Source organism: Nonomuraea sp. C10 (assembly GCF_008017515.1).
Lineage (GTDB): Bacteria > Actinomycetota > Actinomycetes > Streptosporangiales > Streptosporangiaceae > Nonomuraea > Nonomuraea ferruginea.
The window spans coordinates 3,006,781-3,026,842 of sequence record NZ_VPFF01000001.1 but is presented as its reverse complement, the minus strand read 5'-3'; the positions used below and the strand labels follow the sequence as shown (position 1 = coordinate 3,026,842).

Sequence of the window (20,062 nt, the reverse complement as noted above, 5' to 3'; positions counted from 1 at the left end):
CACCCTGGGGGTTCAGGCCCAGAGCGCGGCCGGGTCCTCCAGCACCGAGCGCACCGTGGCCAGCGCCGCTCCCAGCAGCGGCCCGCGCCTCCCCAGCTCCGACACGGTCAGCGCCTCCGGGTCCCACTCCCGTACGGTCACCCGCGCGGCCAGCTCCCGCCGTATCGGCGGCACCAGCCACTCCCCCAGCTCCGCATAGGCCCCGCCGAGCACCACGGCGGCCGGGTCGAGCAGATTCACCGCCCCGGCCAGCGCCGTCCCCAGCGCCCTCCCGGCCTCCTCCAGCGCCGCTACCACCCGCGCGTCCCCCTCCCGCGCCCGCGCCGCCAGCAACCCGATCCCATCGGGACCGGGCATCCGTCCACCCCATCCGCCAGACCGCTCTTGGATCCCCGCCCCAGGCGCATCGGGATCGACCAGGAGGCCGGCCACAGGTATTCCGGGATCAGAGGAAACCGCCGGAAGCCCCGCCTCGTGCGCATCGGGAACCGTCGCACGGCCCTCTGCCGAGACGCCCTTGGGTCCGTACGGAAGAGCCGCGGGAAGCCCTGCCCTCAAGCCTCTGGAACCGGAGGAAGGAGCCGCCTCGCGGTGCCCAGCCTCACCGGCAGCCACTCCGTAAGGCAGAGCCGCCTGCCGCCCGGGGGCGCCTGAATCGTAGAGAGAATCCGCCGGAGTGCCCCCGCTCCCGGAAGGCGTCACCGGAGGGTCCCCGGAACCGGAAGGAGCCGCTTGCTGCCTCGACGGCGCGGCACCCAGGTCAGGTGAAAGGGCCGTCATCCGAGGTTCTACCCCAGGGGTGGTGGGGGCGGAGGGGGAAGGGAGGCCGGCGGTGCGGAGGACGGCGGCTTTGGCGGCGTACTGCTCCAGGCAGCCGCGGGCGCCGCAGGAGCAGGGCGGGCCGTCGGGGTGGACCGGCATGTGGCCCAGTTCGCCGGCAAGGCCGCGTGCGCCGGTGAAGAGGCGGCCGCCCACCACCAGGGCGGCGCCGATGCCGCTCTCCGCCGAGACGTGGATGAAGTCGGACGCCACCGGGTGCGCCCAGAGCTCGGCGAGCGCCCCCAGGTTTGCCTCGTTCTCGACCCGCGGCGGCAGCGCGCCCGGCCAGAGGTCCGCCACGGGCACGTCGTGCCAGCCCAGGTTGGGGGCGCTCCCGACGGTGCCGGAGGCGTCGGCGACCAGGCCGGGCACGGCCATCACCGCCGCCACCGGCCGCAACCCCAGCCCGGCAACGTCTGCCGTCGCGTCGTCGGCGAGCGCGGACAGCCGGGCGAGCACCTCGGCGGGCGGCAGAGCGGCGTTCGGGCTGTCCACCACCGTCCAGGCGCGTACCTGGCCGCGCAGGTCGGTCACGCACACGCCCAGGTGCTCGACGCCGACCTCCAGCCCGAGCCCGGCGGGACCCCTGTCGCTGACCATGAGCGCGCTGCCCGGCCGCCCGACCCGCCCGTTGGCGGCCGGTCCCAGCTCGGTCAGCAGCCCGGCGGCGAGCAGCTCGTCGACCAGGCTCGACACGGCCGCCCTGGTCAACCCGGTGTGCCCGGCGACGGCCGCCCTGGACACCGGGCCGTGCCCGGCGACGGTGCCCATCACCAGGGCCAGGTTGTGATGCCGCATGCTCCGCTGCGACGCGGGCCGCGTCCCGCCTCTCACCCCGGACCTCCCCCGAACAACGCCCTCACCTGACCGACCACCCCCAACGGCGCAAACCGTACCGAAGCGCCAACCAAACAGCCGGGCCCCGCCCACCAAAAACCCAGACCAACGCTCACCCGCGCGTCACCCTCGATCACACAGACCCAAGAACCGGACCGGGGAGCGTACTCGGTGCGGGCGGAAAACCGGAGTGGGGAGCGCCCGACCCGCCCCCCACAGCCCGCGCCAAAGACCAAGACCGGCGGGCATCCCCAGCACTGCCCCCGTCGCACTGACCGAAGGACCAGAACAGGGAACGTACGCGGCCCGGGCCAGGGAGCGTACGCGCCGTGGCCGGGGACAGCCTGCGAGGGCTCCCGGCGTGGTCAGCAGGTCTCCGCGCCGGTACAGGAGGGGAAGCCGGACCAGGGAGGGTGCGGGGGTCGGGTACGAGGGGCCGGGGGAAGGGGCGCATGACGGTTCTTCCGGGTCAGAGCCGGTGGGGACGCATGGCGGTTCTTCCGACATCAGAGCCGGGTGAAGAGCTGGCCGGCGCGGGGCAGGGTGCCGGCGATGCGTTCCACCGCCGCGACGTCCCGGGGCACCGGCTCCAGGAGCTCGCCGCGGGCCGTGCCCCAGCGGCGGGCGACCGCGTCCGGGGCCTCGCCCGTGAGGAGGGCCGCGGCCTGGGCGGCGGCGCCGAGGGCGACGAGCTCGGCCGCCGCCGGCACCAGCACCGGCCGCCCGGACAGGCGCAGGATCGTCTGCCGCCAGGCGGCGCCCCTGGCGCCGCCGCCGATGAGCAGCAGCGGCGTGGCCGGGTCGGGCCGCTCGCCGCCGGCGCGCAGCACGTCGTCGAGCGCCGCCAGCAGGGCCGCGGCGGCGCCGTCGTAGGCGGCCTGCAGCACCTGCCCGGCGGTGGTGTCGTGACGCAGCCCGTAGACGAGCCCGGCGGCGTGCGGCAGGTTGGGGGTCCGCTCGCCGTCGAGGAACGGCAGCACGACGGCGTCGCCGCCCGGCTCGACCGCCTCCCGGTCCCGGCCGAGCAGGGCGGCGATCTTGTCGATGGCCTGGGTGCAGTTGAGCGTGCAGGCCAGCGGCAGCCAGTTGTCCAGCGCGTCGGCGAACCCGGCGACGATGCCGGTCGGGTCCTCGGGGTGCTGCCGCGTGACGGCGTAGACGGTGCCGGAGGTGCCGAGGCTGAGCACCGGGGTGCCGGGTTCGAGGCCGAGGCCGAGGGCGGCGGCCATGTTGTCGCCGGTGCCCGAGGCGACGAGGGTGCCCTCGGACAGCGGCCCGCCCGCCCGTACGGTGCCCGCCCGCCCCGAGACGACCCTGGGCAGGAGCGCCGGGTCGAGCCCGATGTCGCGCAGCAGGTCCGTGTCGTACCCCTGGGGTGTCCACCAGCCGGTGCCGGAGGCGTCGCCGCGGTCGGTGACGCCCTCGCCGGTCAGGCGCTCGGTGAGGTAGTCGTGCGGCAGCCGGACGGCCGCGGCCCGCGCGGCGTGGTGCGGCTCGTTCTCGCGCAGCCACAGCCACTTGGAGATGGTGAACGCCGCCGTCGGCACGCTGCCGGTGCGCCGGGCGAGCGTCTCGGGGCCGTACTTGTCGGCCAGCGCGGCCGCCTGACCGGCGGAGCGGACGTCGTTCCAGAGCAGGGCGGGACGGACGGGCGCGCCGGACTCGTCGAGGGTGACCAGGCCGTGCTGCTGGCCGCCGACGGAGACCGCGCCGGCCCGGCCGGCCCAGCCGGTCTGCTCGACGGCCGCGCACAGCGCCCGCCACCACTGCTCCGGGTCGCTCTCGCGGCCCGCGCCCGAGGTCACGCTGTGCGGGGCTCGGCCCTCTCCCACGATCGCGCCGGTGTCCACGTCCACGGCGACGGCCTTCGCCGACTGGGTGGAGCTGTCGATGCCGATGACGACGCGCTGTGCCGACATGGTGCCTCCCGGTTGTGGGCTTCCCTACCGCGCTCCCGCATATTAATTTGTTTTTTGCCCTTACGAATAGGAGTCCGATGACTGACAGCCTCACTCCCCGCCCGGAGCACAAGTTCTCGTTCGGCCTGTGGACCGTCGGATGGCAGGGCCGCGACCCGTTCGGCGACGCCACCCGTCCCCCGCTGGACCCGGTGGAGAGCGTCAACCGCCTCGCCGAGCTGGGCGCGTACGGCGTGACCTTCCACGACGACGACCTCATCCCGTTCGGTTCGACCGACGCCGAGCGCGAGGGCCACGTCAAGCGCTTCCGCCAGGCGCTGGACGCGGCCGGCCTCGTGGTGCCGATGGCGACCACGAACCTGTTCACGCACCCGGTCTTCAAGGACGGCGCGTTCACCGCGAACGACCGCGACGTGCGCCGCTACGCGCTGCGCAAGACCATCCGCAACATCGACCTCGCCGTCGAGCTGGGCGCCAAGGTGTACGTGGCGTGGGGCGGGCGCGAGGGCGCCGAGTCCGGCGCTGCCAAGGACGTGCGGGTGGCCCTGGACCGGCTCAAGGAGGCGTTCGACCTGCTCGGCGAGTACGTGCTCGGCCAGGGGTACGATCTGCGCTTCGCGGTCGAGCCCAAGCCGAACGAGCCGCGCGGCGACATCCTGCTGCCCACCGTCGGCCACGCGCTGGCGTTCATCGAGGAGCTCGCCCATCCCGAGCTGGTCGGCGTCAACCCCGAGACCGGCCACGAGCAGATGGCCGGGCTCAACTTCACCCACGGCATCGCCCAGGCGCTGTGGCACGGCAAGCTCTTCCACATCGACCTGAACGGCCAGACCGGCGTCAAGTACGACCAGGACCTGCGGTTCGGCGCCGGCAACCTGCGTGACGCGTTCTGGGTGGTGGACCTGCTGGAGACCGGCGGATACACCGGCCCGCGGCACTTCGACTTCAAGCCGCCGCGCACCGAGGACATCGACGGCGTGTGGGCCTCGGCGGCCGGGAACATGCGGACGTACCTGCTGCTGAAGGAGCGAGCGGCGGCGTTCCGCGCGGACCCGGAGGTGCAGGAGGCGCTGCGGGCGGCCCGGCTGGACGACCTGGCCCGCCCGACGCTGGCGGACGGGGAGTCGCTGGCGGACCTGCTGGCCGACCGCACCGCCTTCGAGGAGTTCGACGCGGACGCGGCGGGCGGCCGCGGCATGGCGTTCGAGCGCCTGGACCAGCTGGCGATGGACCACCTGCTCGGCGCCCGCTGACCGGCCGACCGGCCGTCCCCGCATACGCCGCCGCCCCCGCCCGCACCTCGCCGGGTGGGGGCGGCGGTGTCCCTCCGCACGATCGACCGGCAGCCCGCCGTAGCGGTGCGGAGGTCCCGATGATAGACAGCGGTGGAGGGAAGCCCGGCGCGGACGCCGCGCCGGGCCGGTTCGACCGGACGCGGCCGAGTATGGCAGCGTACGGGCAAGCAGGCGAGGCTCGCCCAGGCTCCGAGGAGGCGAACGCGACATGGACGTGGTTTCGGTGGGCGAGGTCACGGACGGGACGCTGACCGTGGTGCTGCGCGGCGACATCGACTTCACGAACGCCGCGCGGGTGCGGGAGACGATCTCCTCCGCGGTGTCGGCGCGGCGGCCCCGCGCGGTGCGGGTCGAGATGGGCGAGGTGACGTTCCTCGACTCCTCCGGCGTCGGCGTGCTGGTCGACGCCATGAAGTCGGCGTGGGAGGTCGAGGCCGGGTTCAGGGTGGTCAACCCGACCCCCCGGGTCTTCGACCAGCTCAGGATCGCCGGGCTCCTGGACGCCTTCGGGCTCGGCTGACCGGCCTCCGCGCGGGCCGGTGGCCGCGCGTTCGACAGCGGCAGTGGTGAACCGAGTCCCACCTGTCCGCGTATCCCCATGAGAAGGGGCCTCTCGCAGGCGTCCCAGACGCCTGAGAGGCCCCTTTGGTTTACACAAATATCCGGTTTTTGGTGACAAAGGCGAGACGGACTCGGCAGAATGCGGAATCCATCCAGCCTCTCTACCGCAAACTGGAAGGAATCCCCCCATGCGTAGACCCTTAGGGGTACTCGCTTGCCTCGTGGGCGCGGCCGCGCTCTCGGCACCCGTCGCCACGGCGAACGCCGCGACGGTGCCCCAGTCGGCCTGCCGCGTCTCCGTGACCAAGCCGCGTCTCGCCGACGACGGCAAGATCCGGGCGACCGCCGCCCTGCGCGGCTGCTACACCTACGGCACGGTACGCGTGCGCATCCTGCGAGCGGTGCCCGGCAAGGACCGGATCCTCAAGAGCGGCGCCGACCGGGGCCGCAGCCCTCGCGTCACCGTCGCGATGGCGTGCGCGCCGGGCACGTACTACGCCGTCGCCACCGACTACCGCGGCCACGCGGGCAAGTCCCGGGCGGTCCGCGTGAAGGAGTGCGACCTGGCCGCCACGCCGGTCCCCAGCGCGACGAGGACTCCCCAGCCCGCTCCGACGGCCACCCGCACCGCCACGCAGGCGCCGAGGCCGACCCCCACCCAGACCCGCACGGCGACGCAGACGCCCAGGCCGACCCCCACCCGCACCGCCACCCAGGCTCCCCAGCCCACGACGACCTCGTCGCCGGGCACGGTGGGCACGGCCGAGGAGAACGAGGTCGTCCGCCTCACCAACGCCGAGCGCGCCAAGGGCGGCTGCCAGGCGCTCAAGCACGACGCGCAGCTGAACAAGGCCGCCGCCGGGCACTCCTCGGACATGGCCAGGAACGGCTACTTCAGCCACACCTCGCAGGACGGCCGCTCGTTCATGGACCGCATCCGGCAGGCCGGCTTCACCGGCGGCCGCGGCTGGGCCGAGAACATCGCCATGGGCCAGCGCACGCCGGCCGACGTGGTCAAGGCCTGGATGAACAGCTCGGGTCACCGGGCCAACATCATGAACTGCTCGTACAACCTGATCGGCGTCGGCGCCGTGAAGAACTCCTCGGGCCAGATCTACTGGACCCAGAACTTCGCCGCCCGCTGACAGCCTGCTGAGCTTCTCCTCACGCGGCGTGTGGAGGAGACCGCGGCGCCTCGCGACTCCCACCGCGGGGCGCCGCGGCATGTCAGCCGCCGCGCCCCCACACCTACCAGGCCTGTCAGGCCGACAGCGAGTTCGGGTGACGGTGGTGCACCCCGATCACCGGCACCTCGTGCAGGCTCCCCGAGTAGAGGAACTGGGTCATGCCGACCAGCAGCCGCCGCACGTCCTCCTGAGGGCGCACCACCAGGCGCAGGAACTGGCTGGTGGTGCCCAGCTTGTTGCCGCACTCGCGGACGTACACGCCGTGCTCGGCCAGCAGGTGGTCGCGCAGCGGCACCCCGTCGAAGCCGGACGGCAGCTTCACCAGCAGGAAGTTGCCCTGCGACGGGAACACCGTCAGCTCCGGCATGCACGACAGCTGGTGGTACATGGCGCGCCGGTCCTGGGCGAGGCGCCGCAGGCTCTCCTGGTACTCGCCCATGCACTGCTTCATCATGAACACGACCACCTCGGCGAACGAGTTCAGGTTCCACTTGGGCAGCGCGTCCGCGATCTTCCCGGCCAGCGCCGGGTTGGCGACCAGGTAGCCGAAGCGGATGCCGTGCAGCCCGAAGTTCTTGCCGAGGCTGCGCAGCACGATCACGTTCGGCCGCACCGCCGCCTCCGCCGCCACCCCGGGGTAGGGCTCGGCGTCCACGAAGTCGCCGAACGACTCGTCCACGATCACCAGGTCGAGGTCGATGAGCTGGTCGAGCAGGTGCAGCACCTCGTGCTTGGGCAGGTAGCCGCCGTCGGGGTTGTTCGGGTTGCAGATGACCGCGACGCGGGAGCCGCGGGTACGGATGAACGACACGTAGTCGTTGACGTTGAGCGCGAAGCCCCGGCTCTCCAGCAGCGGATACATGTCGACCCGCTTGCCGGTCTCCATCGGCTGGTCGGTCCAGCGGCCGAAGGTGGGGATGGGGATCGCCAGGCTCTCCCGCACCAGCAGGTGGTCGATCCAGGTGATCAGCTCGGTGGAGCCGTTGCCCATGGCCACGGTCTTGGGGTGGAGCCCCATCGTGGCCGCCAGTTCGGCGGTGATGGTGTCTGCGCCGCTCGGGTAGAACTTCAGGATCGTCTCCAGGTTCCTCCCCAGGTGCTCGAAGATCTCCGGCGTGGGGAAGTACGGGTTGCACGGGATGCAGAAGTCCACCGGCGGGCGCTGGCCGTCGGAGCCGCGCAGCAACGAGAAGTACGAAGGGCTGTGCGCCTGGGCACGCAAAAGGCTGAGCTCCACGACACCTCCATGGCACCTGAACAGAACGTGAGAAGGTACGCGCCAGGGCAGACCCGGGTTCAGCGGGGGACGGCCCGAGGCCGCCTCGGGGCCGCCTGGCATGATGCGAGGAAAACCCCGAAGGAGCGGATTCGTGCGGATCCTCCTCGTCCAGCCCGCCCGCTGGTCCCCCGACGGCCACGCGAACCTCACCGCCGTCGAGACGCTGCTGGCCGGCGCTCCGCCCGCCGACCTGGTGGTGCTCCCCGAACTGGCCGGCTCCGAGCTGCCGCGGCGGGAGTACCTGGAGCGGCTGCGCGGCCTGGCGGCACGGGCCCGCGCCGCCGTCGTGGGCGGCTCCCACTACGCGCCCGCCGGCGCCGGCAAGGTCAACCAGGGTCTGGCGGTCTCCGCGGCCGGCGAGGTGCTCGCCGGGTACGGCAAGTTCCACCCGTACGGGGTCGAGCGGGACGACGGGGTCGTGCCCGCGCCGATCGGGGACGGCTTCGAGGTGGCCGGCCGCCGGGTGCGGGTGCTGCTCTGCGCCGACCTGTGGTACTCGGGGAGCCTGGCGGGCCCGCCTGCCGACGTGGTGGTGGTGCCCGCGTTCTCGGTGACGCAGTGGCCCACGCCCGGCCCGGCGCGCAGCCTGTGGGAGCACATGAGCGTGGCGCGGGCGTACGAGTTCATGACGTACGTGGCGGTCAGCGACTGGCATCACGAGGCCGGGTACCACGGGCAGCCCTGCGCCGGGGTGACCGGTCTGGCGAACCCGTCGCCGGCTGACGGAGCGGGGTTCTTCACCGCCCAGCCGTCGGCCGCCGTCGCCGCGTACGAGCTGGACTTCGAGCGGCTGGGCAGGTTCCGCCGCAACCGGGCCGACCGGAGCTTCGCCTTTACCAAGTAGATCGCCCGGTCGCCCCGCGAGGGGGGACCGGGCGACATCGTGCGTTTCTCAGTGGCGGTGACGGTGGCCGAGGACCTTCACCCAGTCGGTGCCCTCGGAGGGCGCCAGGTGGCGAGAGCCTTCGAAGACCCCGCGCCAGGTGCCGGACGTGCGGGCCCTGACCTTGGTGTGGAAGGAGCCGTCACGGTAGGTCTTGACCGTGTCGACGTGCTCCCACCTGCCGCTGCCGGCCGGCTTGAAGAGGATGACGATCCGCTTCCAGCCGAGGTGGTGCCAGGTGCCCGTCTCGTCGCAGTGGTCGGCGTGGTGGACCGACACGAAGCCGTCGATGTAGTCCTCGTCGCACTTCACCGAGAGCTTGCCCTTGACCGACAGCGGCTGACCGCGCCACGCGGGCTCGGGGTTGACGTCGATCTGCAGGCGCGTGCGGCCCTCGTCGTCGGCCATCGCGGGGGTGGCCGTGCCGGCGAGCACCGCGGCGCCCATGGCGGCCGCCGCCACTCCGGCGGCGAGTCGTCGCATCATGAAAGTGACTTCCTTCCCCGTAGGAGGACGCACCCCACGACAGGGCGCGTCAACGCCAATGACGCGTAAGGGTAAGGAAAAGTTCTGGTAAAGCCGATCACGATTCCGCAACGCCGCCGGCTGTCCCTACAACTGGTGGATCTTCGAGTCGTCCTCGGCCTGCTGACCGTTCCCGGGGTAGCGGACCCGCCACTCGCCGCCCTCCCGGCCGGGCACGGTGCGTGAGAAGCCGCCCTGGCCGTCGGTGACGGCCTCGGCCGCGCGTTCCCAGCCGTCCGACGCGTCCCGCCGCCACAGGATCTCGACCCGCTGCTCGCGGAACGGCAGGAATCCTGCGTAGCCGCGCGGATCCAGCCTCTTCAGGCGGCCGCTCACCCGCACGCCCGCAGCGTCACGCTCCGCCTTCACGGCCGCCAGCCTGGTCTCCCGCCTGAGCTGGAACGAGGCGTACTCGGTCCGCTCCGCTCCCCCTTCGCCCCTGGCGGTCACGGTCACGGTCCAGGTGCCGGCCGGGTAGAAGCGGTTGAGCCGCTTGTCGGGCAGGAAGCGCCAGGTCTGCCAGCCGTCGGTGACCAGGCGCGAGGCCATCGTGGCCGCGATGGACCCGCTCGACTTGGGCTCGCCGGGCCCGTCCTGGGGGAACCGGCCTTCCTCGCGCTCGTCCGCGGCGGGCGGCCGGACCGGCCGGCGGCTGTCGAGCACCGGCCCCGGCGGAGCGCCCGGCTCGACCTCGACGACGACCCCGTGCCGCCCGCTCACTCCCCTGGCGACCACGTCGATCACCAGACGGACGGAGTCCTCGGCTCCGACGACGGGCGCGGCGGGCCGTACGTCGATCTCCCTGATGACGGGCTCGTCCTCGGCGGCGGACGCCGGAGCGGGCACGCTCAGCGCCGCCGCCGCGAACGAGGCGAGAAGTAGGCATCTGATCATGCGCAAGACGGTAGGAACCGCTCGGCCATGACCGGGGCCACGACACACGCCCCTGATGGCAAAACCGGCTCAGTCGGTATAGAGGCTCTCGATCAGATCGCCGTACTTGCTGTGCACCACCCGCCGCTTGAGCTTGAGGCTGGGCGTCAGTTCCTCGCTCTCGGGCGTCCACTCGGTGCCCAGCAGCGCCCACTTCTTGATCTGCTGCACCCGGGCCAGCTTCGCGTTGGCCGTCTCCACCGCGCCGCCCACCTCCTTGAGCACGTCCGGGTGCTCGGCCAGGTCGGCGAGCGTGGTGTAGGAGATGCCGCGCGACTGCGCCCAGCCGGGGGCGATCTCGCCGTCGAGGGTGAGGATGGCCACCGGGTAGGGGCGGCGGTCGCCGTACGCGAGCGCCTGGCCGATCAGCGGGTGCTCCTTGAGGTGGTTCTCGATCTCGGCGGGCGAGATGTTCTCCCCGCCGGCCGTGATGATGAGCTCCTTCTTGCGGTCGACCACCCGGTAGAAGCCGTCCTCGTCGACGGTGCCGATGTCGCCGGTGTGCACCCAGCCGTCGGCGTCGATGAGCTCGGCCGTGGCCTCCGGCCGGTTGAGGTAGCCGCTGGTGTTGAGCGGGCTCCGGGTGAGGATCTCGCCGTCCTCGGCGATGCGGACCTCGGCGCCCGGCTCGGCCCTGCCCACGGTGCCCAGGCGGTAGCAGTCGGGGGCGTTGCCGGTGAACGCCCCGGTCGTCTCGGTCATCCCGTACACGTCGATGACCTTGAGCCCGAGCCCGGCGTAGAAGCGCTGCACCTCGCCGGGGAGCGGCGCGGCGCCGGTGGCGGTCCACTCCGCGCGGTCGAACCCGATCATGCCGCGGATGATCGACAGCAGCGAGCTGTCGGCCTTCTCGTACGCGGCCTCGATCTCCGGCGTCATGGTGTGGCCGTACTGTCCGGCCTCCACCCAGGCGACGCCGGCGGCCATGGCCTGGCGCACGGCGGCCTGCTGCTCCTCCGGCTGGGTGGACATGACCGCGAGCAGCCGGGCCATCATCTTCTCCCACACGCGCGGCACGCCGAAGAACAGCACGGGCCTGACCTGCCCGAGCGTCGCGCCGAGGTTGGCCAGGTCGGTGCAGAAGTAGACGTGGGAGACCTTGACCAGCGGCAGGTACAGGCTGAGCACCCGCTCGGCGATGTGCGCGTAGGTCAGGTAGGAGATCTGGGTGCCTTCCAGCGGCAGGTTCGCCATCCGGTCGGTGCAGGCCACCTCGTAGAAGACGTTGGCGTGGCTGAGCGGGACGCCCTTCGGCCGGCCGGTGGTGCCCGAGGTGTAGAGGACGGTGACGGGGTCGCCGGCGGTGACGGCCCGCCAGCGGGCCTCGACCGCGGCGGGGTCCTCCGCCAGCCGGGCCCTGCCCAGGTCGAGGAAGTCCTGCCAGGACATGAAGCGGTCGCCCTCCGGCGCCCCCTCCAGCATGATGATCTTGCGGAGGTCCGGCAGCCGGTCGAGCGACGGCTCCCAGCGGGCCAGCTCGGCGGGCCCGCCGATCACCGCGATCTTGGCGGCCACGTCGCCCGCCACGAAGGCGACCTGGTCCGGCGCGAACGTGCCGTAGATGGTGCAGCCGACGCCTCCGGCGTGCACCGCGCCGAGGTCGGCGAGCACGTGCTCGCTCCGGTTGACCATCATGAGCGCGACCGCGTCGCCGGGCTCCAGCCCGAGGGCCGCGAAGCCGGCCGCGATCTCCAGGACCCGCTCCCTGGCCTGGCCGTAGGTGAGGGTGGACCAGCCGTCGCCGTCCGGATCGGAGTAGGCGGGGGCGTCGGGGTATTGTTCGGCGGTCTTTCTCAACTGCTCGCACAGGGTGAGCCCGGCGATGGAACGTTCGATCTCCGCCCGCACCTCGAGGACGTCGGCCATGACACCCGCCTTCAGTCAGTAATCACTTGCGCAGCTGGGATGCATCGCACCACACGGCGCGAGTAGCGGCAAGTATCTGGAGAAGCCGTCACGTACAGTGATTATTCACGTGCTTCCTGTGACCGGAGGGTCCGGATGGGTAACGACGGCAAGACGTTCTTCGGTCACCCGTGGGCGCTTGCGACTCTGTTCGGCACGGAGATGTGGGAGCGGTTCAGCTGGTACGGGCTGCGCGCCATCCTGGCGACGTTCATGGTCGCCTCCCCCGCCCATCAGGGGCTGGGCCTGTCGCAGGAGACCGCGCAGGCCGTGGTGGGCATCTACGGCGCGCTGATCTACCTGGTGGCGCTGCCCGGCGGGTGGATCGCGGACCGGATCCTGGGCGCGCGCCGGTCGGTGTTCTGGGGCGGGTTCGTCATCATGTGCGGCCACATCAGCATGGCCGTCCCGGTTCCTTCGCCGGCCTACGTCTGGCTCGGCCTGCTGCTGATCGTCCTGGGCACCGGGCTGCTCAAGCCCAACATCTCCGTCATGGTGGGCAAGCTGTACCCGGAGGACGACGACGCGCGCAGAGACGCCGGGTTCTCGCTGTTCTACCTGGGCATCAACCTGGGCGCGTTCTTCGCGCCGATCGTGGTCGGCTCGCTGGCGGCCGGCGACCGGTGGCATCTCGGCTTCGGCGCGGCGGCCGTCGGCATGGCGTTCGGCCTGCTGCAGTACACGATCGGCGGCCGGGTCAGCCTGCGCGGGGTCGGCGACCGGCCGGAGGTCCCGCTGCGCCCGCACGAGCTGCGGCGGGTCGGGCTGACGGCGGCGGGGGTGGCGGCCGCGGTGGCGATCGCGCTGGGCGCGTGGGCGGCGACGGGCACGTTCACGCTCGGCCGGTTCACCGCGGTGATGACGGCGGTGATCATCGCCGTGCCGATCGCCTACTTCGGCTACATCATGCTGGGCGCGCACGACCTGAGCGAGGACGAGCGGTCCAGGATGAAGGCCTACATCTGGCTGTTCGCCGCCGCCTCGATCTTCTGGATGATCTACGACCTGGCGCCCAGCAAGCTGCTGTTCTTCGCCGAGAACAACACCGACCTGTCGCTGTTCGGCATCCCGATCCACGCGGCCACCACCCAGTCGTTCAACCCGCTCTTCATCATGATCTTCGTGCCGGTGTTCGCGGCGCTGTGGGTGAAGCTCGGCGACCGGGTGAGCACGGCGCAGAAGTTCGGCTTCGCGCTGGTCATGGTCGGGCTGAGCTTCGTCGTCATGGCGACGGCGGCGAACCTGGCGGAGAGCGGCCGGGTGTCGGTGTGGTGGCTGGTGCTGGTCTACCTGGTGCAGGTGTTCGGCGAGCTGGCGCTCAGCCCGGTGGGGCTGTCGGTGACGACCAAGCTGGCGCCGCGCGCGTTCAAGGGCCAGATGCTGGGGGTCTGGTTCATCGCGGTGTCGGTGGGCGACGCGGTCGGCGGGCAGACCGGGCGGCTCGGCGACGTGATGTCCGAACCGGCCTACTACCTGGTGCTGGCCGCGATGGCGATCGTCGCGGGGCTGGGGCTGTTCGCGTTCAACCGCAAGCTGCGCGCCATGATGGCCGAGCACCACGCGCCACCCGCGATGCCGCCGGTCCGGTAGACAGTCCAGCGTGGCAGAACTCTTCGATCTCGTCGGCATCTTCGTCTTCGCGCTCACCGGCGCGCTGATGGGGGTGCGCAAACGTCTGGACGTGGTGGGCATGGCGGTGCTGGCGGAGATCACCGCGCTCGGCGGCGGCATCATGCGCGACCTGGTGCTGAACGTCTCCCCGGTGGCCTTCCAGAGTCTCGGCTACGTGCTGGTGCCGCTGGCGGCGGCGACCGTGGTGTTCTTCTGGCATCCGCACGTCACCCGGGTGATGCCGCTCATCCTGGTGCTGGACGCGGCCGGGCTCGGCCTGTTCTGCGCCGTCGGCACCGCCAAGGCGATGGAGTACGGGCTCAGCCCGCTGCACGCCACCCTGCTCGGCGTCACCACCGGCGTGGGCGGCGGCATGCTGCGCGACGTGCTCGCGGGCGAGATCCCCACGCTGCTGTACGACAGGCAGCTGTACGCGGTCCCCGCGCTCATCGGCTCGGCGGCGATGGCCGGGATGTCGTGGGCCGGGCTGAACGGCTGGCCGGTGGCGCTGGGGGCGGCGGTGCTGACCTTCGGGCTGCGCATCGCCGCTATGCGGTACAACTGGCGCGCCCCCCTGGCCCGCGGCGTCGGCGAATGAGCCCTCAGACCATAGGACTCAGCGCGTCCGGCCTGCGCACCGCCCCGGTGAGGCCGAGGCGCCTGGCCGTGTGCAGCCGGGTGACCGCCTCCCTCAGCACCTGGGGCGGCTGGGTGAAGGGCAGCCGCAGGTAGCCGTCCAGCGTCCCCTCCAGGCCGAACCAGGGGCCGGGCGCGATCCGTACGCCATGGCAGGCGGCGGCCTCGGCGAGGGAGACGGCCGAGCCGGAGTCGAGCCGGATCCAGAGCGTGCCGCCGCCCGGCGGCACCGCGAACTCCCAGCCCGGCAGCCGTGCGCGCAGCTCGGTCACGAGCGCGTCGCGCGAGGCGCGCAGCGTGCGGCGGCGCTCGGCCCTGGTCTGCGCCAGGCGCTCGAACAGCGCGGCCACGACGAGCTGCTCCAGCACCGGGCTGGCGATGTCGACCGACGCCCGGTGCTGCGCCATCCGGCGGGCGAGCGCGGCCGTGGTGCGGATCCAGCCGATGCGCAGCCCGCCCCACCACAGCTTGGACGCCGAGCCGATGCTGATCACGGTGCCGCCGGTGTCGAACGCGGCCATCGGCGCGGTGCGCGGCACCTCGTCCAGGGCCAGCTCCGACCAGGTCTCGTCGACGAGCAGGAAGGTGCCGGCCCGCCTGGCGGCGCCCACGACGGCGGACCTGGTGGCGTCGTCCATGAGCGCGCCGGTCGGGTTCTGGAAGTCGGGCATGAGGTAGGCGAGCCGGGCGGCGGCCTGCCGCATCGCGCCGGAGACCAGGTCCTCCGGCCAGCCGCCCGAGGAGACGCCGACGGACGTGACCCGGGCGCCGAGCCGGCGGGCGGCGTCGATGGCGTGCGGGTAGGTGGGCGACTCCACGATGATCGCGTCGCCGGCGCCGGCCAGCACGCCGAGCACCACCATGATGGCGTGCTGCGAGCCGGTGGTGACGAGGATCTGCTCCGGGCGGGTGGCCAGGCCGCGCTCGGTGTAGCGGGCGGCGATCCGCTCGCGCAGCACGGGCAGCCCGAGCGGGTGGTAGCCGTTGCCCATGCCGTACCTGGGCACCTCCTCGACGGCCTGCGCCATGGCCGCGCGCAGCGCGGACGGCGCGGGCGGGGCGGCGGCGTGCAACTGGATGAGGCCCTCGCCGTCGACGGCGAGCCACGGGTTGTCGGCGGTGACGGCCGGGTCGGGCAGCGCGGTCCAGCTTCCCGAGCCCTGCCTGCTCTCCAGGAAGCCGCGCTCGCGCAGCAGGTCGTAGGCGGCGGTCACGGTGGTGCGGCTGACGCCGAGCGTCCTGGCCAGGTCGCGTTCGGCCGGCATGCGTACCCGGACCGGGATCTGCCCGCCCATGACGGCGGCGCGCATCGCGTCGGCGAGCGCCCGGTAGTAGGGCCGCGCGTGCGGACCGGCGTCGACGAGCCGGGCCACCTGACCTGCCGAAAGAAACCGCATAAGGCCACTTTTCAGGATTGGCCCTGTCTTGGCAAACCGGCCATGTGCCACGGTGAGGTCATCATGAGCGAAGCGACCATCCCGCATGCCGGTTCCCTGCCCGGACGCCTGCTCCGCCTCTACGGCGGCCTGGCGCTCTACGGGGGCGGCATCGGGCTCCAGATCGAATCCGGCCTCGGCAACGGCCCCTGGGACGTCTTCCACCAGGGGACCGCGCTGTGGACCGGCCTCTCCATCGGAACCATGATCATCATAGTGGGCGCGGTGGTCATGCTGTTCTGGATACCGCTGCGGCAGCGGCCCGGCTTCGGCACGATCAGCAACGTGATCTTCATCGGCCTGTTCGCCGACGCCGCGCTCCACCTGCTGCCCTCCCCCGGGAACCCGGTCGTCGGCTGGCTCTATGTCGCGCTCGGCGTGACGTCCGTCGCGCTGGCCACGGTCCTGTACATCAGCGCCAGGATGGGCGCGGGCCCGCGTGACGGCATCATGACCGGCCTGACCAAGCTCGGCCTCTCGGTGCGGCTGAGCCGGTTCCTCATCGAGATCACCGTGCTGGCCGCCGGATGGCTGCTCGGCGGCACGGCGGGGCTCGGCACCCTGGCCTTCGCGCTCGCCATCGGACCGCTCACCCAGCTCTTCACCCGCTGGTTCCCGCTCGATTGAGGTTAGTGTCGGGGCATGCGGATCGAGGACTACGCGCTCATCGGTGACATGCAGTCGGCGGCTCTGGTCGGCAGGGACGGCTCCATCGACTGGCTCTGCCTGCCCAGGTTCGACTCCCCAGCCTGCTTCGCCGCCCTGCTCGGCAACGACCGCAACGGACACTGGTGGCTCGGCCCGGCCGGCAGGCGGCCGGCCGACCGGCGCCGCTACCGGCCTGACACGCTGATCCTGGAGAGCGAGTGGGACACCCCCACCGGCACCGTCCGGGTGATCGACTTCATGCCGCCGCGCGACGTCAACCCCGACGTGGTCCGCATCGTGGAAGGGGTGTCGGGCACCGTCGAGATGTCCACCCAGCTGCGGGTCCGCTTCGACTACGGCCGGATCGTGCCGTGGATGCGCCGCAACGGCGGCCACCTGCAGGCCGTCGGCGGCCCCGACTCGGCCTGGCTCCACTCCCCGATCCCGCTGCGCGGCGGCGACTACGCGCACACCGCGACCTTCGAGGTGAAGGCGGGCGACCGGCTGCCGTTCGTGTTCACCTGGCACCCGTCACACGAGCCGATGCCGCCCCAGATCGAGTGCGAGGACCAGCTCGTGCAGACCGAGGTCATGTGGCGCGACTGGGTGGGCGCCTGCTCCTACCAGGGGCCGGACAGGTGGCGCGACGCCGTGGTCCGCTCCCTGATCACGCTCAAGGCGCTCACCTACTCCCCCACGGGCGGCATCGTGGCCGCGCCCACCACCTCCCTGCCCGAGGACATCGGCGGCGTGCGCAACTGGGACTACCGCTACTGCTGGCTGCGCGACGCGACCATGACGCTGGACGCGCTCATCGGCTCCGGCTACCTGGAGGAGGCCGCCGCGTGGCGGGCGTGGCTGCTGCGCGCCATCGCGGGCCGGCCGCAGGACCTGCAGATCATGTACGGGGTCGCGGGCGAGCGCCGGCTGCCGGAGCTGGAGCTCGGCTGGCTCGACGGCTACGAGCGCTCCCGTCCGGTCAGGATCGGCAACCAGGCGGTCGACCAGCTCCAGCTCGACGTGTACGGCGAGGTGATGAGCTCGCTGTACCTCGCCCGTACCTCCGGTCTGGGGCCGGACGAGCGGGCCTGGTCGATCCAGCGCAAGCTGCTCGACTACGTCGAGGAACACTGGGACGAGCCGGACGAGGGCCTGTGGGAGGTGCGCGGCCCGCGCCGCCACTTCGTGCACTCGAAGGTGATGTGCTGGGTGGCCCTCGACCGGGCGGTCAAGTACGTCGAGCGGTTCGACCGCACCGGCCCGGCCGACCGCTGGCGCGCGGCGCGCGACAAGATGCACACCGAGATCTGCGACAAGGGCTACGACCCGCACCGCAACACCTTCACCCAGTCCTACGGCTCCCACGAGCTGGACGCGGCGCTGCTGCTCATCCCCATGCTCGGGTTCCTGCCGATCGACGACCCCCGGGTGACGGGCACGGTCGCCGCCATCGAGAAGGAGCTGATGGCCGACGGTTTCGTGCTGCGTTACCCGGTGGCCGAGGACAACGACGTCGACGGGCTGCCCGGCGGCGAGGGCGCGTTCCTGGCGTGCAGCTTCTGGCTGGTCGAGGTCATGGCCATGCAGGGGCGCAAGGAGGAGGCGGCCGAGCTGTTCGACCGGCTGCTGGCGCTGCGCAACGACGTCGGGCTGCTGGCCGAGGAGTACGACCCGCGCTACGACAGGCTGGTGGGCAACTTCCCGCAGGCGTTCTCGCACGTCCCGCTGATCCACGCGGCGCGGGCGCTGTCGAAGCTCATGTGAGCCCTAGACGGCCAGCCTGGCGAGCACTTCGGCGAACTCCGGCGGCGGGGCCACGACCAGCCTCGTCTGGCCCTGCCGCAGCTCGATGTCGGCCCTGATGAGCGCGAGCCGGCCGTCGTGCCACCAGTAGACCTGCGAGCTGAGCCCGCCGGTGCGGGCGGCGTGCACGCGCAGCCGCTCGATCGCGCGCACCACGCCGATCCCGTCGACCGGGTGGACGAGCAGGGTGTACGGGTCGGGCAGGACGACCAGCGCCCCGTCGGCGGGCACCGGGAGATACTCCTCCAGCCAGCGCAGGTGAGTCGCGGCGGCCGGGGTCGCCGCGGTGAGCCGGGTGACCGGGGTGCCCGACAGCTCGACGGACTCGGTGGTCAGCCGCACGCCGAGCCGCACGTTGGACACGGCCAGCTCCAGCGCCCGCGCGGCCGGCACCGGCCAGCAGCCGGCCTCCTCGGGCCGTACCGGGCGGTCGCCGACGGCGAGCAGTTCGACCAGGTCGCCGTTGAGGTGGCGGCCAACCACCCGGGCGGGGTCGGCCACCTCACCGGCCGGCTCCACGCGGGTGGTCAGCAGCGGCCGGACCTGTTCCAGGTCGCAGTAGTCGAGCGGGCCGCCCGCCACGGCGTGCGCCAGGTGCTCGGAGACGAGCGTCGGCCAGTCCTCGCGGGCCCGGCGGACCGCCTCCCTGCGCAACCCGGTCAGCCTGACCCGGATCTCCCGGGGGCCGCGCATGGTCAGGGAGGCGCCGTCGGCCGCGAACACGCAGGTGTAGCCGAGGGACTCGGTGACGAGGGCGAGCAGCGAGTCGAGGTCGACGTCCTCCACCGATCGTCGCGAGGGCTCCTGTTGGAAGGATGGCACGCGCCGTGTCCCTTTCTGTCGGTTTTGTCCCCTTCTTGTCCTACCTTGCCTGGTCCTCGTTCCAGTAGGGGCCGGTCAGGGAGCACGATTCGGTATCAATAGCCCCAAGAGCCCCAAGCCACACACTCATCTGGGGCGATCCATGCCCTACGGGAAGCCCCGCGACGACCGGCACCCCGAGCGGCTCCAGGCGGTCACGGAGCACCGGGTAGGGATCGCCGCAGTCGACCCAGGACCCGAGCGCGATCCCCCGCACGCCCGCGAACGCGCCGGCCTGCAGGAGCTGGGTGAGCATGCGGTCGACGCGGTAGGGCTCCTCGCCGATGTCTTCGAGGAACGCGATCCGGCCGTCGAACGACGGCTGGTGGCGCGTGCCGCACAGCGAGGCCAGCAGCGACAGGTTACCGCCGGTCAGCACCCCTTCGGCCCGGCCGGGCACCAGCACCCGATCGCCCGTGACCGGCGCGGCGGCGCCGGACAGGGCCGCGAGCATCGCGTCCCAGGTGACCGGCTCGGGGCCCTGCTCGCCGCCGATCAGCACGTTGCCGGGCATCGGGCCGTGCAGCGTGGGCACGCCCAGCTCCACGGCGAACGCCTGGTGCAGCGCGGTGATGTCGCTGGAGCCGATGAGCACCTTCGGCCCGGCGGCCCGCATCGCGTCCCAGTCGATCAGGCCGAGCAGCCGGGCCGCGCCGTAGCCGCCCCTGGCGCAGAACACCGCGGACACCGCCGGATCGCACCACGCCGCCTGCAGGTCGGCCGCCCGCGCCGCGTCCTCACCGGCCAGGTAGGGCAGATCCTGGCGGTCGAGCGCGTGCGGGCCGACGATGACCTTCATGCCGAGCCCCTCCAGGCGCTCGACCCCCCGCTTCAGCACGGCGGCGTCCGCCGGGCCCGACGGGGACACGACGGCGACGGTGGCGTCATGGTGCAAGAATCCGGTTGTCTCTATCACCCGGAAAA

General features: G+C 72.4%; 17 protein-coding genes. 8 read left to right on the top strand and 9 right to left on the bottom strand.

All coding sequences use genetic code 11. The annotated features are described in order from the left end of the window. Positions 1-12: 12 nt before the first annotated feature. Both FR742_RS45770 and xylB read right to left on the bottom strand, forming a co-directional pair. Positions 13-1,617, bottom strand: a complete 1,605-nt coding sequence (locus tag FR742_RS45770; RefSeq protein ID WP_261808512.1) for an ROK family protein — start codon at positions 1,615-1,617, stop codon at positions 13-15. A 545-nt stretch (positions 1,618-2,162) separates the two neighbouring features. After that, the gene (gene xylB / locus FR742_RS13765; RefSeq protein ID WP_148031334.1) at positions 2,163-3,575 is read right to left on the bottom strand and encodes a xylulokinase; all 1,413 of its coding nucleotides are present in this window, start codon (positions 3,573-3,575) and stop codon (positions 2,163-2,165) included. 77 nt (positions 3,576-3,652) lie between these two features. Here xylB and xylA point away from each other — a divergent pair, with 77 nt between their 5' ends. The 3 genes from xylA to FR742_RS13750 all read left to right on the top strand — a co-directional run bounded on the left by xylA (position 3,653) and on the right by FR742_RS13750 (position 6,576). After that, on the top strand, positions 3,653-4,828 hold the full coding sequence (gene xylA / locus FR742_RS13760; RefSeq protein WP_148031333.1) for a xylose isomerase: 1,176 nt from the start codon (positions 3,653-3,655) through the stop codon (positions 4,826-4,828). 250 nt (positions 4,829-5,078) lie between these two features. Beyond that, positions 5,079-5,390 (top strand): STAS domain-containing protein, encoded by a 312-nt coding sequence (locus FR742_RS13755; RefSeq protein WP_148031332.1) that lies wholly within the window; start codon positions 5,079-5,081, stop codon positions 5,388-5,390. Positions 5,391-5,619: 229 nt separating this feature from the next. Further along, a complete protein-coding gene (locus FR742_RS13750) occupies positions 5,620-6,576 on the top strand; it encodes a CAP domain-containing protein (protein ID WP_148031331.1) in 957 nt (318 codons plus the stop codon). Positions 6,577-6,691: 115 nt separating this feature from the next. Here the strand turns inward: FR742_RS13750 and FR742_RS13745 are convergent, their stop codons facing one another. Next, on the bottom strand, positions 6,692-7,855 hold the full coding sequence (locus FR742_RS13745) for a histidinol-phosphate transaminase (protein WP_219547738.1): 1,164 nt from the start codon (positions 7,853-7,855) through the stop codon (positions 6,692-6,694). Between the two features lie 133 nt (positions 7,856-7,988). On the opposite strand from FR742_RS13745, the gene FR742_RS13740 reads away from it, so the two are divergent. Beyond that, on the top strand, positions 7,989-8,741 hold the full coding sequence (locus tag FR742_RS13740; RefSeq protein ID WP_187281134.1) for a carbon-nitrogen hydrolase family protein: 753 nt from the start codon (positions 7,989-7,991) through the stop codon (positions 8,739-8,741). 48 nt (positions 8,742-8,789) lie between these two features. Here the strand turns inward: FR742_RS13740 and FR742_RS13735 are convergent, their stop codons facing one another. The 3 genes from FR742_RS13735 to FR742_RS13725 form a co-directional block, all read right to left on the bottom strand. Next, positions 8,790-9,266, bottom strand: a complete 477-nt coding sequence (locus FR742_RS13735; protein ID WP_148031328.1) for a hypothetical protein — start codon at positions 9,264-9,266, stop codon at positions 8,790-8,792. Between the two features lie 126 nt (positions 9,267-9,392). After that, positions 9,393-10,199 carry a hypothetical protein gene (locus tag FR742_RS13730; RefSeq protein WP_148031327.1) on the bottom strand — a complete coding sequence of 269 codons (807 nt, stop codon included), beginning with the start codon at positions 10,197-10,199 and terminating at the stop codon, positions 9,393-9,395. Between the two features lie 69 nt (positions 10,200-10,268). Then, positions 10,269-12,104 (bottom strand): long-chain fatty acid--CoA ligase, encoded by a 1,836-nt coding sequence (locus tag FR742_RS13725; protein ID WP_148031326.1) that lies wholly within the window; start codon positions 12,102-12,104, stop codon positions 10,269-10,271. A 135-nt stretch (positions 12,105-12,239) separates the two neighbouring features. Here FR742_RS13725 and FR742_RS13720 point away from each other — a divergent pair, with 135 nt between their 5' ends. Both FR742_RS13720 and FR742_RS13715 read left to right on the top strand, forming a co-directional pair. Further along, positions 12,240-13,733 carry a peptide MFS transporter gene (locus FR742_RS13720; RefSeq protein ID WP_148031325.1) on the top strand — a complete coding sequence of 498 codons (1,494 nt, stop codon included), beginning with the start codon at positions 12,240-12,242 and terminating at the stop codon, positions 13,731-13,733. 10 nt (positions 13,734-13,743) lie between these two features. Next, positions 13,744-14,352: a trimeric intracellular cation channel family protein gene (locus FR742_RS13715; RefSeq protein ID WP_148031324.1), complete on the top strand. Its 609-nt coding sequence runs from the start codon at positions 13,744-13,746 to the stop codon at positions 14,350-14,352. A gap of 4 nt (positions 14,353-14,356) precedes the next feature. On the opposite strand, the gene FR742_RS13710 is transcribed toward FR742_RS13715, so the two are convergent. After that, complete coding sequence (locus FR742_RS13710) at positions 14,357-15,787, bottom strand: PLP-dependent aminotransferase family protein (RefSeq protein ID WP_148031323.1); 1,431 nt, start codon at positions 15,785-15,787, stop codon at positions 14,357-14,359. A 63-nt stretch (positions 15,788-15,850) separates the two neighbouring features. On the opposite strand from FR742_RS13710, the gene FR742_RS13705 reads away from it, so the two are divergent. Together FR742_RS13705 and FR742_RS13700 are read left to right on the top strand one after the other, a co-directional pair. Further along, positions 15,851-16,453, top strand: coding sequence for a YitT family protein (locus FR742_RS13705; protein WP_148031322.1), 603 nt, complete (start codon positions 15,851-15,853; stop codon positions 16,451-16,453). 15 nt (positions 16,454-16,468) lie between these two features. Further along, positions 16,469-18,238, top strand: coding sequence for a glycoside hydrolase family 15 protein (locus FR742_RS13700; RefSeq protein WP_148031321.1), 1,770 nt, complete (start codon positions 16,469-16,471; stop codon positions 18,236-18,238). A 3-nt stretch (positions 18,239-18,241) separates the two neighbouring features. Here FR742_RS13700 and FR742_RS13695 read toward each other — a convergent pair whose 3' ends face one another. Beyond that, positions 18,242-19,099: a hypothetical protein gene (locus FR742_RS13695; protein ID WP_148031320.1), complete on the bottom strand. Its 858-nt coding sequence runs from the start codon at positions 19,097-19,099 to the stop codon at positions 18,242-18,244. A gap of 40 nt (positions 19,100-19,139) precedes the next feature. Further along, positions 19,140-20,054 carry an LD-carboxypeptidase gene (locus FR742_RS13690; RefSeq protein ID WP_261808511.1) on the bottom strand — a complete coding sequence of 305 codons (915 nt, stop codon included), beginning with the start codon at positions 20,052-20,054 and terminating at the stop codon, positions 19,140-19,142. Between the last annotated feature and the right edge of the window lie 8 nt (positions 20,055-20,062).

What these genes read in the sequence shown, in the direction of transcription:
- FR742_RS13755 (WP_148031332.1), top strand. Translation starts at nt 5,079, where the DNA reads ATGGACGTGGTTTCGGTGGGCGAGGTCACGGACGGGACGCTGACCGTG.
- xylB (WP_148031334.1), bottom strand. Translation starts at nt 3,575, where the DNA reads ATGTCGGCACAGCGCGTCGTCATCGGCATCGACAGCTCCACCCAGTCG.
- FR742_RS13725 (WP_148031326.1), bottom strand. Translation starts at nt 12,104, where the DNA reads ATGGCCGACGTCCTCGAGGTGCGGGCGGAGATCGAACGTTCCATCGCC.
- FR742_RS13710 (WP_148031323.1), bottom strand. Translation starts at nt 15,787, where the DNA reads ATGCGGTTTCTTTCGGCAGGTCAGGTGGCCCGGCTCGTCGACGCCGGT.
- FR742_RS13700 (WP_148031321.1), top strand. Translation starts at nt 16,469, where the DNA reads ATGCGGATCGAGGACTACGCGCTCATCGGTGACATGCAGTCGGCGGCT.
- FR742_RS13720 (WP_148031325.1), top strand. Translation starts at nt 12,240, where the DNA reads ATGGGTAACGACGGCAAGACGTTCTTCGGTCACCCGTGGGCGCTTGCG.
- FR742_RS45770 (WP_261808512.1), bottom strand. Translation starts at nt 1,617, where the DNA reads ATGCGGCATCACAACCTGGCCCTGGTGATGGGCACCGTCGCCGGGCAC.
- FR742_RS13735 (WP_148031328.1), bottom strand. Translation starts at nt 9,266, where the DNA reads ATGATGCGACGACTCGCCGCCGGAGTGGCGGCGGCCGCCATGGGCGCC.
- FR742_RS13730 (WP_148031327.1), bottom strand. Translation starts at nt 10,199, where the DNA reads ATGATCAGATGCCTACTTCTCGCCTCGTTCGCGGCGGCGGCGCTGAGC.
- FR742_RS13750 (WP_148031331.1), top strand. Translation starts at nt 5,620, where the DNA reads ATGCGTAGACCCTTAGGGGTACTCGCTTGCCTCGTGGGCGCGGCCGCG.
- FR742_RS13705 (WP_148031322.1), top strand. Translation starts at nt 15,851, where the DNA reads ATGAGCGAAGCGACCATCCCGCATGCCGGTTCCCTGCCCGGACGCCTG.
- xylA (WP_148031333.1), top strand. Translation starts at nt 3,653, where the DNA reads ATGACTGACAGCCTCACTCCCCGCCCGGAGCACAAGTTCTCGTTCGGC.